At 65.5% G+C, this 13,475-nt stretch carries 12 protein-coding genes; 6 read left to right on the plus strand and 6 right to left on the minus strand.

The annotated features are described in order from the left end of the window. Positions 1 to 29 precede the first annotated feature (29 nt). On the plus strand, positions 30 to 1,520 hold the full coding sequence (locus AAHK21_RS14220) for an aldehyde dehydrogenase family protein (RefSeq protein ID WP_110697014.1): 1,491 nt from the start codon (positions 30 to 32) through the stop codon (positions 1,518 to 1,520). A 143-nt stretch (positions 1,521 to 1,663) separates the two neighbouring features. Next, on the plus strand, positions 1,664 to 2,950 hold the full coding sequence (locus AAHK21_RS14225; protein WP_367857563.1) for an NAD(P)/FAD-dependent oxidoreductase: 1,287 nt from the start codon (positions 1,664 to 1,666) through the stop codon (positions 2,948 to 2,950). 37 nt (positions 2,951 to 2,987) lie between these two features. Here AAHK21_RS14225 and AAHK21_RS14230 read toward each other — a convergent pair whose 3' ends face one another. Further along, a complete protein-coding gene (locus AAHK21_RS14230) occupies positions 2,988 to 4,415 on the minus strand; it encodes a mechanosensitive ion channel domain-containing protein (protein WP_046853655.1) in 1,428 nt (475 codons plus the stop codon). A gap of 242 nt (positions 4,416 to 4,657) precedes the next feature. Here AAHK21_RS14230 and ycaC point away from each other — a divergent pair, with 242 nt between their 5' ends. The 3 genes from ycaC to AAHK21_RS14245 all read left to right on the plus strand — a co-directional run bounded on the left by ycaC (position 4,658) and on the right by AAHK21_RS14245 (position 7,933). Next, positions 4,658 to 5,287, plus strand: coding sequence for an isochorismate family cysteine hydrolase YcaC (gene ycaC, locus AAHK21_RS14235; protein WP_046853656.1), 630 nt, complete (start codon positions 4,658 to 4,660; stop codon positions 5,285 to 5,287). A gap of 57 nt (positions 5,288 to 5,344) precedes the next feature. Further along, positions 5,345 to 5,896: an antibiotic biosynthesis monooxygenase gene (locus AAHK21_RS14240; protein WP_038707131.1), complete on the plus strand. Its 552-nt coding sequence runs from the start codon at positions 5,345 to 5,347 to the stop codon at positions 5,894 to 5,896. A gap of 66 nt (positions 5,897 to 5,962) precedes the next feature. Further along, on the plus strand, positions 5,963 to 7,933 hold the full coding sequence (locus AAHK21_RS14245; RefSeq protein WP_367857564.1) for an amidohydrolase: 1,971 nt from the start codon (positions 5,963 to 5,965) through the stop codon (positions 7,931 to 7,933). Between the two features lie 38 nt (positions 7,934 to 7,971). Here the strand turns inward: AAHK21_RS14245 and AAHK21_RS14250 are convergent, their stop codons facing one another. Both AAHK21_RS14250 and AAHK21_RS14255 read right to left on the minus strand, forming a co-directional pair. Further along, the gene (locus AAHK21_RS14250) at positions 7,972 to 8,883 is read right to left on the minus strand and encodes a LysR substrate-binding domain-containing protein (protein ID WP_367857565.1); all 912 of its coding nucleotides are present in this window, start codon (positions 8,881 to 8,883) and stop codon (positions 7,972 to 7,974) included. An 89-nt stretch (positions 8,884 to 8,972) separates the two neighbouring features. After that, positions 8,973 to 9,257, minus strand: coding sequence for a DUF3077 domain-containing protein (locus AAHK21_RS14255; RefSeq protein ID WP_367857566.1), 285 nt, complete (start codon positions 9,255 to 9,257; stop codon positions 8,973 to 8,975). Between the two features lie 564 nt (positions 9,258 to 9,821). On the opposite strand from AAHK21_RS14255, the gene AAHK21_RS14260 reads away from it, so the two are divergent. Then, a complete protein-coding gene (locus tag AAHK21_RS14260; protein WP_367857567.1) occupies positions 9,822 to 10,100 on the plus strand; it encodes a HigA family addiction module antitoxin in 279 nt (92 codons plus the stop codon). Positions 10,101 to 10,103: 3 nt separating this feature from the next. On the opposite strand, the gene AAHK21_RS14265 is transcribed toward AAHK21_RS14260, so the two are convergent. From AAHK21_RS14265 to AAHK21_RS14275, 3 genes are all read right to left on the minus strand, one after another. Then, entirely contained in the window at positions 10,104 to 11,891 is a 1,788-nt protein-coding gene (locus AAHK21_RS14265) for a monovalent cation:proton antiporter-2 (CPA2) family protein (protein WP_217867839.1), read from the minus strand. Positions 11,892 to 12,121: 230 nt separating this feature from the next. Next, a complete protein-coding gene (locus AAHK21_RS14270; RefSeq protein ID WP_367857568.1) occupies positions 12,122 to 13,138 on the minus strand; it encodes an alpha/beta hydrolase fold domain-containing protein in 1,017 nt (338 codons plus the stop codon). 31 nt (positions 13,139 to 13,169) lie between these two features. Further along, complete coding sequence (locus tag AAHK21_RS14275; RefSeq protein WP_367857569.1) at positions 13,170 to 13,427, minus strand: DUF2790 domain-containing protein; 258 nt, start codon at positions 13,425 to 13,427, stop codon at positions 13,170 to 13,172. Positions 13,428 to 13,475 lie beyond the last annotated feature (48 nt).

Raw genomic sequence — 13,475 nt, forward strand, 5'->3', positions numbered from 1 at the left:
CCCCTTCACCCGATGTAAGGAGAAGCACGATGGTTGCTGGATTGCTCGAGCGCCTTGGCGTTGCCGCCGCGGCTCACACCCAGGGTGATTACCCTGTCCATACCCCCATCGACGGCAGCCAGATCGCCTCGGTGAAGTTGCTCGGCAAGGCCGACACGGTTGCCCGCATCGACCAGGCGCAACAGGCCTTCGAAGCCTGGCGCAGCGTGCCGGCCCCTCGTCGTGGCGAGTTGGTGCGCCTGTTCGGCGAGGTGCTGCGCGAGCACAAGGCCGACCTCGGCGAGCTGGTGTCCATCGAAGCAGGCAAGATCACCCAGGAAGGCCTGGGCGAAGTGCAGGAAATGATCGATATCTGCGACTTCGCCGTCGGCCTGTCGCGCCAGCTGTACGGCCTGACCATCGCCTCCGAACGTCCGGGCCACCATATGCGTGAAACCTGGCACCCGCTGGGCGTGGTCGGGGTGATCAGCGCCTTCAACTTCCCGGTGGCGGTGTGGGCGTGGAATACCGCGCTGGCGCTGGTGGCGGGTAACGCGGTGGTGTGGAAGCCGTCCGAGAAGACCCCGCTCACCGCGTTGGCCTGCCAGGCGTTGTTCGACAAAGCCCTGAAAGCCTTCGGCGACGCCCCTGCAGGTGTAGCGCAACTGGTGATCGGTGGCCGTGACGCAGGCGAAGCACTGGTCGACGATTCGCGCGTGGCGTTGGTCAGTGCCACCGGCAGCACCCGCATGGGCCGCGAAGTGGGCCCCCGTGTGGCGGCGCGCTTCGGCCGCAGCATCCTCGAACTGGGTGGCAACAACGCCATGATCCTGGCCCCGAGCGCCGACCTCGACCTGGCCGTGCGCGGCATCCTGTTCTCTGCCGTGGGCACCGCCGGCCAACGCTGCACCACCCTGCGCCGGCTGATCGTGCACCGTTCGATCAAGGACGACGTGGTCGCCCGTGTCAAAGCCGCCTACGGCAAGGTGCGCATCGGTGACCCGCGCAAGGACAACCTGGTCGGCCCGCTGATCGACAAGCAGTCGTTCGATGCCATGCAGGGCGCGCTGGCCAAGGCCCGCGACGAAGGTGGGCAAGTATTCGGTGGCGAGCGCCAGCTGGCCGAGCAGTACCCGAACGCCTACTACGTGTCGCCGGCCATTGCCGAGATGCCGGCCCAGAGCGAGGTGGTGCGCCACGAGACCTTCGCGCCGATCCTCTACGTGCTGGCCTACGACGACTTCGAAGAGGCCCTGCGCCTGAACAACGAAGTGCCGCAAGGCCTGTCGTCGTGCATCTTCACCACCGACCTGCGCGAGGCCGAACGTTTCCAGAGCGCTGCGGGCAGCGACTGCGGCATCGCCAACGTCAACATCGGCACCAGCGGCGCGGAGATCGGCGGGGCGTTCGGTGGCGAGAAGGAAACCGGCGGTGGCCGTGAGTCTGGTTCGGATGCCTGGAAAGGTTACATGCGTCGTCAGACCAACACCGTGAACTACTCTCGCGAATTGCCGCTGGCGCAAGGGATCGTGTTCGACTGATGATCGTCGCGGGGGCTTTGCCCCCGTTTCGCCGGCAAGCCGGCTCCCACAGCGACCGCGTCGATCTCTGTGGGAGCCGGCTTGTCGTGGCGACGAACCGCGACGATGGGCCGCAACAAGAATAAAATCTGCTGGAGCCGGTCATGTCCGAACTGCGTCAAGAATGCTTGTGGGAACACCTAACCCAGCCGACCGTTGCCGCCCAGGCCCTGGCCGGCGAGCACAAGGCCGATGTCTGCGTGATCGGCGGCGGCATCACCGGCCTGTCGGCGGCTATCCATCTGCTGGAGCAGGGCAAGACGGTGATCCTGCTGGAGGCCTGGAAGATCGGCCATGGCGGCTCCGGGCGCAACGTCGGCCTGGTCAACGCCGGCACCTGGATCCGCCCCGACGACGTCGAGGCCACCCTCGGGCACAAGCAGGGCGGGCGCCTGAACAAGGTGCTCGGCGAGGCGCCGGGCGAAGTGTTCGCCATGATCGAGCGCCTGGGTATCGACTGCCAGGCCCGGCACCAGGGCACGCTGCACATGGCACACAATGCCACCGGCATCGCCGACCTCGAAGCCCGCCACCAGCAGTGGACCCGGCGCGGCGCCGACGTCGAGCTGCTGACCGGCGCGCAATGCCAGGAATATTGCGGTACCGACAAGATTTCCGCCGCGCTGCTCGACCGCCGCGCCGGCACCATCAACCCCATGGGTTACACCCAGGGCCTGGCCGCTGCCGTGACCCGGCTGGGCGGCAAGCTGTTCCAGCAATCTGCGGTCGAAGGTCTGGAGCGCGATGGCGATGCCTGGCGGGTGAAAACGGCGCGCGGCGCAGTGCGTGCCGACAAGGTGGTGATCTCCACCGGTGCCTACACCGAAGGCGATTGGAGCAACCTGCAGAAGCACTTCTTCCGCGGCTACTACTATCAGGTCGCTTCCAAGCCGTTGCACGGCGCCGCCGCCGACCAGGTCCTGCCCCATGGCCAGGGCTCGTGGGACACCCGCACCGTGCTCAGCAGTATTCGCCGCGACGAACAGGGCCGGCTGCTGCTCGGCAGCCTTGGCCGGGTCGACAACAAGCCCGCGTGGTTCGTGCGCAGCTGGGCCGACCGCATCCAGAGCCACTACTACCCGGCGCTGGGCAAGGTCGAATGGGAGATGCACTGGACCGGCTGCATCGACTTCACTCCAGACCACCTGATGCGCCTGTTCGAACCGGCGCCGGGGCTGGTGGCGGTCACCGGCTACAACGGGCGGGGCAACACCACCGGCACGGTGATCGGCCGGGCCTTTGCGGAGTTTCTGCTCAAGGACGACCCGGACAGCCTGCCGATTCCGTTCTCGCCGATGAAGCCGGTGAGCGCGCCATCGTTGCGCACGGCGTTCTACGAGTCGGGGTTCTCGCTGTATCACGCCGGGCAGTGCCTGCGGGTGGTGCTGTAATCGCCATCGCGGCGGCCCGACTTGCGCCGCGACAGGCTCACTTATGCAGCCAGCTCAGGAACCCGCCTTTCTTCACCACCGCCGGCTTCTGCAACAACAGCGACTCGCGCTTCTGCCGCCGGAACCGCTGCAGTTTGGTCAGTGCCGACTTCACATCGCCGCTTTCGGCCAGACACCCACGCACCTGTTCCTTGTCGATGCGATACAGCATGCAGCCACTCAAGGCGCGAAACTCGACAGGCGAGGCTTCGTCATCCACCAGGCCCTCGAGCCCGAGCACCTCGCCGGGCCCCATGCGGCCACCCTCGATAAGCCGCTCGCCATCGCGAACCGACGCCAGCACCACGCCGCGGCTGATCAGCAGCACATGCTCCGAGCGCTCGCCGATGTCGAGGATCACCTGGTCAGCGAGGTATTCCACCGTGGTCATGCGCTGGCTCAGGGCGTCGCGCTCTTCGTTGCTCAGCGAGCGGAACACCCGCACTTCGTCCAGCAGCTCGCGCTGGCGGCTGCGCACCGGGGCGCCCAGCTCGGTGTTCCAGGTCACGCCGCTGGCTTCCAGGTGGCGGTGAGCGAGGTCGAACAACTGGTTGCGCACTTCGGTCTTGCGCGACATCTCGGCGATGAAGCCGCTGGCCTCGTACTCCACTGACTCCAGTGTCGAAGCCTTTACCGTGACCTTGGGCGCCGGCTTGTCCAGTAGGATGCTGGTGCCTTGCAGGGTCTTCTCCAGTGCATCGAACACCCGTTGCGGGCGCACCTTGGCCGGCACCACCACGCTGATCGACACCCCGTGCACCTCGGCCGGGCGGCTGAAGTTGAGGATCTTGGCCTTGGCCGCCACCGAGTTGGGGATCACCGCCAGGCTGCTGTTGCCAGTGATCAGTCGGGTGGCCCGCCAGTCGATATCGACCACCTTGCCCTCGGTGCCGTCGATCGAGATCGCGTCGCCGATCTGGTAGGGCCGCGTGGTGTTCAGCACGATCCCCGAGAACACGTCGGCCAGGGTGCTCTGCAGCGCCAGGCCGATGACGATGGCCATGACCCCTGAGGTGGCCAGCAGCCCCTTGACCGGCAGCTGCATCACATAGGCCGCCGCAGCCACCACCGCGGCGAGGAAGATCAACGCCCCCAGCACATCCTGCAGCAGGCGCCCACCGTGGCTGCCGCGGGCCACCAGCAACTGGCCGAACACCACGGTCACCGTGCGCGCGCCGAACAGCCACCAGCCGATCGCCAGCACCGTGGCCATCAGGTTGCGTGACACGTCGTCGGCCCAGGGTGGCGGTTGCAGCGGGCTCATACCGGCCGTCAGCAACACCGCGCTGAACAACAGGAAGATCACCAGCCGCGTGGCGATGCGCCAGACCCTGTGCTGCAGCGGGATCAACTGCCAGAGCAACAAGTCGAGGAAGATCAGCAAGGTGCCGAGCAACAGCGGGTACGACTGGATGAACGCCAGCATGGTGGTCTCGGTGCAGGGGAGGGCTGTGGGTAGTAATAGAGCAGGTTGGGGTGGCGGGCAATGACTGGATGCGACTTGCCCCGCGATAAGGCCAGAACAGGCAATGCCAATCTATCGTTCGTAAAACAGAACGCTAAAGCCAAATTTCACTATCTACCGCCGAAAAGGTCCTGGTTTTAATCTTCTCCCATCAACGCGAAACACCCAACCCACTGAAGATCGAAACCCAAGGAGCACCGGCAATGAACAACTTCAAATACAACCGCCTGAACAAAGACGACGCCGCCGTACTGCTGGTCGACCACCAGGCCGGGCTGCTGTCCCTGGTCCGCGACATCGAGCCGGACCGCTTCAAGAACAACGTGCTGGCCCTGGCCGACCTGGCCAAGTACTTCAACCTGCCGACCATCCTCACCACCAGCTTCGAGCAAGGCCCCAACGGCCCGCTGGTGCCGGAGCTCAAAGAGCTGTTCCCGGATGCCCCTTACATCGCCCGCCCCGGCCAGATCAACGCCTGGGACAACGAAGACTTCGTCAAGGCAGTGAAGGCTACCGGCAAGAAGCAGCTGATCATCGCCGGCGTGGTGACCGAAGTATGCGTGGCCTTCCCGGCCCTGGCGGCCCTTGAAGAAGAGTTCGATGTGTTCGTGGTCACCGACGCCTCCGGCACCTTCAACGAAATGACCCGCGACGCTGCCCACGACCGCATGAGCCAGGCCGGTGCCCAGCTGATGACCTGGTTCGGCGTGGCCTGTGAGCTGCACCGCGACTGGCGCAACGACGTCGAAGGGTTGGCGGCGCTGTTCTCCAACCACATCCCTGATTACCGCAACCTGATCACCAGCTACAACGCCCTGACTGCCGGCAAGTAAGCCGCCCCGCCAGGCACCGGCCCGGTGCCTGGCCCCACCCCTTTCAGGTACGCCGCGATGAACGACAGCACCGTGGTCACGCTGGTCATCCAGCACAAGGTCCGCGCCGAAGCCCTGGCACGCTATGAAACCTGGCTGCGCCACACCGTCGGCGTGGCCCGTCGGCAACCGGGCCATCTGGACGTCAACGTGATTCGCCCTGACGACGGTGGTCGCCAGTTCACCACCGTGGTGCGCTTTGCCGAAGCTAGCCAGCTGCAGGCCTGGGTCGACTCCACCGAGCGCCAAGCGCTGGTGGCCGAAGTGCTGCCGCTGCTGGAGGAGGGCGACCAGACCCAGGTGCATGATGATCCGGAGTTCTGGTTCACCCCAAGCGCCACAGGCGCTTCGCAGCCACCGCGTTGGAAGCAGGCTGTGCTCACTTACCTGGTGATCTGCCCGATGACCCTGGTCATTCCGCAATTACTGGCGCCGCTGTTTGCCCGCTATCCGCTGTTGGGTGGCCAGATCACCGGCAACTTGATCACCAACCTGTTCGTCATCCTGCCCGTGGTGTTCTACATCATGCCCTGGGTGACGCGCCGCTGTGCCGGCTGGCTGCGCCGCTGAGCGCCCGCCGTGATCCATTGCTAGCCTTCAACCGCCTGCCGATCACCCACCCGGACGGAGAGCACCATGAGCCAGGACCCTACCGACCAGAGCCGCCGCAAGTTCCTCGCCACCAGCACCGTGCTCGGTGCCGCTGGCGCCTTGTGGAGCGCATTGCCGTTCACCGATTCAGCCCATGCCGCCCTTTCAGGAGATCCCATGTCCGCCGACCTCATCTTGTTCAATGGCAAGCTGCACACCGTTGACCGCGAGAAGCCCACCGCCAGTGCCGTTGCCATCAAGGACGGCAAGTTTCTCGCCGTGGGCAGCGATGCCGAAGCCATGGCCCACAAGGTCGCCGCCACACAGATCATCGACCTCAAACAGCGCACCGTCATTCCAGGCCTGAACGACTCACACCTGCACCTGATCCGTGGCGGCCTGAACTACAACCTCGAACTGCGCTGGGAAGGCGTACCGTCGCTGGCCGACGCCCTGCGCATGCTCAAGGACCAGGCCGAGCGCACGCCGAGCCCGCAGTGGGTGCGCGTGGTCGGCGGCTGGAACGAATTCCAGTTCGCCGAAAAGCGCATGCCCACCTTGCAAGAGATCAACCAGGCCGCGCCGGACACCCCGGTATTCCTGCTGCACCTGTACGATCGCGCCTTGCTCAACCGCGCCGCGCTCAAGGCCGTGGGCTACACCAAGGACACGCCGAATCCGCCGGGTGGCGAGATCCAGCGTGACAAGTTCGGCAACCCCACCGGCATGCTCATCGCAAGGCCCAATGCCACGATCCTCTACGCCACCCTGGCCAAGGGACCGAAGCTGCCATTGGAGTACCAGGTCAACTCCACCCGCCAGTTCATGCGCGAGCTCAACCGCCTCGGCCTGACCAGCGCCATCGATGCCGGCGGCGGCTACCAGAACTACCCGGACGACTACCAGGTGATCCAGGAACTGGCCGACAACGACCAGCTGACCGTGCGCATTGCCTACAACCTGTTCACCCAGAAGCCCAAGGAAGAGCTCACCGACTTCAAGAACTGGACGCAGAAGGTCAAGCCGGGCGACGGCAACGACTTCTTCCGCCACAACGGTGCCGGCGAGATGCTGGTGTTCTCCGCCGCCGACTTCGAGGACTTCCTCGAACCGCGTCCGGACCTGCCGCACACCATGGAGCAGGAGCTGGAGCCGGTGGTGCGCCACCTGGTCGAGCAGCGCTGGCCGTTCCGCCTGCACGCCACCTACGATGAGTCGATCTCGCGCATGCTCGACGTGTTCGAGAAGGTCAACCGCGACATTCCGTTCAATGGCCTGCCATGGTTCTTCGACCATGCCGAGACCATCACCCCGCAGAACATCGAGCGGGTGCGGGCGCTGGGCGGCGGTATCGCCATCCAGGACCGCATGGCCTTCCAGGGTGAATACTTCGTCGACCGCTACGGCGCCAAGGCCGCCGAGCACACCCCCCCGATCAAACGCATGCTCGACATGGGCGTGCCGGTGGGAGCCGGTACCGACGCGACCCGGGTGTCCAGCTACAACCCGTGGACGTCGCTGTACTGGATGGTCAGCGGCAAGACTGTCGGTGGCCTGGAGCTGTACCCGGAGGGTTTGAGCCGCGAGACCGCGCTGCAGCTGTTCACCCACGGCAGCGCCTGGTTCTCCAGCGAGCAGGGCAAGAAGGGGCAGATCAAGGTCGGTCAGCTGGCGGACCTGGCGGCATTGTCGCTGGACTTCTTCAGCGTCGATGAAGAGGCGATCAAGGGCATCGAGTCGGTGCTGACCGTTGTCGACGGCAAGGTGGTGTACGGCGCCGCCGAGTTCGACAAGCTGGGCCCGGCGCAGGTGCCGGTGTTGCCCGAGTGGTCGCCGGTGGCCAAGGTGCCGGGGCACTGGCGCGCCGGTGCGCCGATGGCGGCGGCGCTGCACCAGTGCGTCGGGCCGTGCGGGGTGCATGCCCACAGCCATGAGAAGGCGCGGCATTCCAGTGTGCCGGTGAGTGATTACCAGGGCTTCTGGGGTGCGTTGGGGTGTTCCTGCTTCGCGTTCTGATGGCCTGATCGCGGGGCAAGTCGGGCCGCGATGGCGTACTACGCCATGTCGCTGATGGCGAACTCCTCCGCCAGATGATCGATCAACGACCGCACCGACGGCAGCAACCCGCGCCGCGACGGGAAGATCGCATGCACGATGCCGCAACGCGGGTGCCAGGCCGGCAGCATCTCCACCAGGCGCCCCGCCGCCAGGTCCTCGCGCACCGCCACCCGAGGCAAGTGCGCGATCCCCACACCCGCCACCACGAAGTGTCGCAAGGCGAACAGATCATCGGTGACCATCCGCGGCGTGTGCGGGATCACCAGCCTTTCGCTCATGTCCTCGCCCTGGAACAGCTCCCACTGGTACTCACGCTGGGCGCTGCCCCAATGGACGCTGGGCAGCTCACTGAGCTGCTGCGGGTCGAAGCCTTCGGCAAGCTGTTCGAGAAACGACGGATGCCCGACCAGGCACTGGGTGCTGTTGCTCAGCACCTTCATCACCATGTCGGTGTTCTCCAGCGGCGGGAAGCGCACCCGCAGCGCCACGTCGAAGCCCTCGTGCAGCAGGTCGACGCGGCGGTTGGTGCTCTCGATGAACAGCTCTACCTGCGGGTACTTGAGCATGTAGCGGGTGAGCATCGGCCCGACCCAGGAGTTGAGCAGAGTGGTCGGGCAACTGATGCGCACCAGCCCCCTCGGTTCGCTGCGGTTGCGCTCGATGATCTCGGCAGCGCCCTCGGCCTCGACGCGCATGGCCAGGCAGCGGTTGTAGTAGGCCTGGCCGATCTCGGTCAGCGAGCAATGCCGGCTGGTGCGGTGCAGCAGGCGCACGCCGAGGCGCTCCTCGAGGTCGGCGATACGCCGGCTGAGCTTGGACTTGGGCATGTCCAGCGCCCGCCCGGCCGGGGCAAAGCCACCGTGCTCGACCACCTGGGTGAAGTAGTAGAGGGAGTTGAGGTCTTCCAAGGGGCGATCTCCACAGCGCGCCGGGGTAGTGGGGCGCAGTCTACCGGGCGGTGATGGCCTTCATCCAACTCCCTTGAAGGCAATGTCGCTCAGGGCGACTCGATACCCTCCAGCATCGCCTCGGTCAGGCCCTCGGCCATCTCGATCCCATGCAGGCTGGCCCACAGCAGGCTCCTGCCGGTTTCATCCATATGGTCCAGAGCCTTGTAGCCAACGTTGTAGGCGCTGCGCAGGTACTCGGCGACATGCACCAGGGCGTCGTGGGCGTTGATATTGGGGTTGACCGCGAACAGCGGTGGGTGGCCGGCGTCGCATTTGCCGAAGGGGTGGTGACGGGTGTCGGGAAGGGGTGGGTCGGGGACGATTTTTTTCATGGTCAAGCTCCGATAGAAATTGACCGGCACCGTCCGTTTCCACGCGAAGGGTGGCGGCTGTACACGGGGTGGAAAACCAGGTCATCGGAGAACCCCGGCAGGCCTTGCGGCCTCCCGCGTACAGCTGCCGTCACGACAGATAATCCGATAACCAACCAGCCGGGTTTCCACGCCCGATCGCTGAACCGACAGCGACCCGGTCAGCCTAGAGGGCATGATTTCCCCGGACAATCAGAAGGGTATCGACAGACCTTGTAGGGTATTTCTTGGGCGGTAGGCTGCCCAGTGGGAAAGGTTTTCAGCTCACGTAGGACATGGATGAGTTCGGCAGATTCGAGCGTTTTTAGAACATGTTCCTTCAAGCTTGTCGGAGGCTTCTCGGTTGATCTTCTCTCTCGCTGTTGTATGGTTTCAGGCGAGCGCGAAACCAGTTGCTATCCAGTGGCGAGAACTGGCGTAGGAACCCCGTTGGTGGCTGGATCATCAGCGTAGGGTGAGACCTCGATCTGCTGTTTGAACTGGGGCCGCAAAGCGGCCCCAGATTTCAATAACGAAGTGACAATCATGCACAAACCTCCCCACCCAGGCGAAGCCCTGCGCGAAGACGTCCTGCCCGCCATTGGCATGAACGTCTCCTCCCTGGCCCGCCACCTGGGCTACTCACGTGGTCAGTTATCCACAGTGCTCAACGGCCACGCAGCCATTTCAGCAGACCTGGCCTATCGCCTCGAACTGGCCGGTCTCGGCAGTGCCCGTCAGTACCTGGCCGAACAGGCGGCCTACGACCTGTGGCAGGCCGCGCACCGCGAGCATCCACCTATCGAGCGGCTGGCGTTCGCCTGAGCCTTAATCCTCATCCGACGCAAACAACCGCTCCAGCTCCACCCGCGCTTCCTTGGCCGTCTGCATCACCTTGGCCCGGTCGTCGCGTACCTGCCCCTGGGCTTCCAGCACCTGTTCGTCATGCTCGGTGAACCGGGCGATGCGGTCTGTCGCCTGTGCTTCGGTGAGCCCCAGCCCGACCAGCGCGCGGCGGCTCATCTCCAGGCTGGAATAGAACGTCTCGCGGATCGGGTCGGCGCCCACGTCCATCAGCTTGTGCACATGCTGACGGTTACGTGCCCGGGCGATCACCTTCAGGTGCGGGTACAGGCGCTTGGCCCGCTCCGCGGTGTGAATGGCCACTTCGGGGTCGTCGATGGTGATGATGAAATACTCGGCCTCGCCAACCTTGGCCGCGTGCAGCACTTCGGGGCGCAGTGGGTCGCCATAGAACACCGGCACCTGTTCGAACATGCGGGTCATCTCGATGGCGTCCACCGAGGTCTCCAGGGCTATGAACGGGATCTTCTGTGCCCGCAGGATGCGCGCGACGATCTGGCCCATGCGGCCCATGCCGGCGATCACCACGCGCGGTGTACCAGCGTCGATGGCCTTGTACTGCTCGGGCACCTCGCGGGCGGGCTGCGGGCGCTTCAAGGCGCGGGCGCAGCCAAGCATCAGCAGCGGCGTTAGCGCCATCGACAGGGTGATGGTCATCAGCAGCAGGTCGTAGGTCTGGGTGTCGAACAGGCCCTGGTCCTTGCCCAGCTTGAACACCACGAAGGCGAACTCGCCGCCGGCAGCCAGCACCATTCCCAGACGCAGGGCGCTGGCGCTGTTCAGGCCGCCGGCCAGACGGCCGACGCCGATCAGCAACGCAAGCTTCACGCCGATCAACAGCAGGGTCAGGCCCAGCAGCACCAGCGGCATTTCCAGCAGCAGGCGCAGGTTGGCGCCCATGCCGACACTGATGAAGAACAGGCCCAGCAGCAGGCCCTTGAACGGCTCGATCTGCGATTCCAGCTCATGGCGGTATTCGGAGTCGGCCAGCAGCAGGCCGGCGAGGAAGGCGCCCAGGGCCATGGACACGCCGGCCTCCTCCATCAACCAGGCGGTGCCGATCACCACCAGCAGCGCGGTGGCGGTGGACACTTCTGGCAAACCGGTGCGGGCCACGATACGGAACAACGGGCGCAGCAGATAGCGGCCGCCGACAATGACGATGGCGATGCTGGCGAACACCTTCAGGCCATGCTCGAGGCTGTCGCCGTGGCTGGTGTCGGGGCCGCTGGCGGCCAGCAGCGGTACCAGGGCGATCAACGGGATGGCGGCGATGTCCTGGAACAGCAGGATGGCGAAGGCCAGCCGACCGTGCGGCGCATTGAGCTGCTTGCTTTCGGCCAGGCTCTGCAGGCCCAGCGCGGTGGACGACAGGGCCAGACCAAGGCCGAGCACGATGGCCGCGGGCAGCGTCTGGCTGAAGCCGAACAGGGCGATGGCGCCCAGTACCGCGCCGGTCAGGACCACCTGGGCGGTGCCGACGCCGAACACCGATTTGCGCATCAGCCACAAGCGTCGTGGGGAAAGCTCCAGGCCGATGATGAATAGCAGCAACACCACGCCCAGCTCGGAGATGTGCGCAACACTCTCGGTGTCGCGGATCAGCCCCAGGGCCTGCGGGCCGATGGCCACGCCGGCCAGCAGGTAGCCGAGCACGGCGCCCAGTTGCAGGCGCTTGGCCAGCGGCACGGCGACCACGGCGGCGAGGAGGAAGATGACGGCGGTTTGTAGAAGGCTGCCTTCGTGTGGCATTGCTCGGACTCCTTGAACTGCGTGCGGCAGCGTTTGATGCAACAGCTTATGCCATCGATGAAAGAGGCGGGCATTTTCGGGGGACAAGGGATACAGGACAATCCTGGGGTTACAGGAAGCAGCGTTCTGAAAGCAGGACCTTTGCTGAATCAATCGCGGGGCAAGTCGGGCCGCCGCATCGCCGCTCCCACGAAGGTCTGATACCTGCGTAGGAGCGGGCGATCAACTGCTTACTGCAGATGGGCTTTCAGCGCCTGTGCCGCCTGGTCCATGGCACTGCGTACACCGGGCACGGTGCTCAGCACATTCAGCAGGCCGTAGTCATGGATCATGCCGTTGTAGCGCACGGCGGTCACCGGCACCCCGGCAGCGTCCAGCTTGCGGGCGTAAGCCTCGCCTTCGTCACGCAGCACGTCCATTTCGGCGGTTTGCACCAGGGCCGGTGGCAGGCCTTTCAGCTGCTCGAGGCTGGCGCGCAGTGGCGAGGCGTGGATGTCGTCGCGCTGGCGCGGATCGGTGGTGTAGCTGTCCCAGAACCACTGCATCATGTTACGGGTCAGGAAGTGGCCTTCGGCGAACTGGTTGTAGGACGCGTTGTTGAAGTTGGCGTCGGTCACCGGCCACAGCAGGGCCTGGAAGCGCAGCTTCGGCGTGCCGGCCTCCTTGGCCTTCAGTGCCACCACCGCGGCCATGTTGCCGCCGACGCTGTTGCCGGCTACCGCCAGGCGGCTACCGTCAACACCGATCTCCTTGCCGTGCTCGGCGACCCAGCGGGTGGCGGCGTAGGCCTGGTTGATCGCGGTGGGGAACTTCGCTTCCGGTGACGGCGTGTAGTCGACGTAGACCGCCGCAGCGCCGGAGCCCACCACCAGGTCACGGATCAGGCGTTCGTGGGTGGGGTAGTCGCCCAGCACCCAGCCGCCGCCGTGGAAGAACATGAACACTGGCAGCTCGCCCTTGGATCCTTCGGGCCGCACCACGCGGATCTCCAGCGGCTGGCCGTCGGCCTGGATGGTCCGGCGTTCGACGCGGATTCCCGACACATCGACCTTCACCCCGGCCTGGGCACCGCTCAGCACCGCACGAGCATCCTTGGGCGCGAGGGTCTCCAGCGGCTTGCCGCCACCGGCGGCCAGGGCGTCGAGGAAGCCTTGAGTGGTGTGCTCGACGCCGGGGCTGCCAGCGGCGAAGGCGCTGTTCACGGCAAGGGCCAGCAGGCCGGCGGTCAGGGTGTGGGACAGTTTCATGTTCTAACTCCTTTGGCGGGCGAGCCGCGGCTCAGTTCTGGTTGGCGAGGACGGTGGGTTGCACGTAGCTCACGGCGCGCAGCTGGCCGCTGCTGTCGCGGTAGGTCAGGGTGGCGGTGCTGGTCTGGCCTTGGGTGCTGACGGGGGCATCGACGCTGACGACCTTGGCGATGTCCAGGTCCATGCCATAGCGGTACGGGGTGGCTTCGCTGGCGAAGCTGCTGACGCTGGTGCCGAGGGCCAGGGTGGTGACGGTGACGGTGACGGCGAAGGCTTTGCGAAGGGTCATGATCGTTCTCCGGGTTCTGCTGAGTGGGGTTGGCGACTGCTTGCTGCT

Source organism: Pseudomonas sp. TE50-2 (genome assembly GCF_040813665.1).
Taxonomy (GTDB): Bacteria; Pseudomonadota; Gammaproteobacteria; order Pseudomonadales; family Pseudomonadaceae; genus Aquipseudomonas; species Aquipseudomonas soli.

Excerpts from the sequence above, each read along its gene's own strand:
- AAHK21_RS14220 (WP_110697014.1), top strand. The coding sequence starts at position 30 with ATGGTTGCTGGATTGCTCGAGCGCCTTGGCGTTGCCGCCGCGGCTCAC.
- AAHK21_RS14225 (WP_367857563.1), top strand. The coding sequence starts at position 1,664 with ATGTCCGAACTGCGTCAAGAATGCTTGTGGGAACACCTAACCCAGCCG.
- AAHK21_RS14230 (WP_046853655.1), bottom strand. The coding sequence starts at position 4,415 with ATGCTGGCGTTCATCCAGTCGTACCCGCTGTTGCTCGGCACCTTGCTG.
- ycaC (WP_046853656.1), top strand. The coding sequence starts at position 4,658 with ATGAACAACTTCAAATACAACCGCCTGAACAAAGACGACGCCGCCGTA.
- AAHK21_RS14240 (WP_038707131.1), top strand. The coding sequence starts at position 5,345 with ATGAACGACAGCACCGTGGTCACGCTGGTCATCCAGCACAAGGTCCGC.
- AAHK21_RS14245 (WP_367857564.1), top strand. The coding sequence starts at position 5,963 with ATGAGCCAGGACCCTACCGACCAGAGCCGCCGCAAGTTCCTCGCCACC.
- AAHK21_RS14255 (WP_367857566.1), bottom strand. The coding sequence starts at position 9,257 with ATGAAAAAAATCGTCCCCGACCCACCCCTTCCCGACACCCGTCACCAC.
- AAHK21_RS14260 (WP_367857567.1), top strand. The coding sequence starts at position 9,822 with ATGCACAAACCTCCCCACCCAGGCGAAGCCCTGCGCGAAGACGTCCTG.
- AAHK21_RS14265 (WP_217867839.1), bottom strand. The coding sequence starts at position 11,891 with ATGCCACACGAAGGCAGCCTTCTACAAACCGCCGTCATCTTCCTCCTC.
- AAHK21_RS14270 (WP_367857568.1), bottom strand. The coding sequence starts at position 13,138 with ATGAAACTGTCCCACACCCTGACCGCCGGCCTGCTGGCCCTTGCCGTG.
- AAHK21_RS14275 (WP_367857569.1), bottom strand. The coding sequence starts at position 13,427 with ATGACCCTTCGCAAAGCCTTCGCCGTCACCGTCACCGTCACCACCCTG.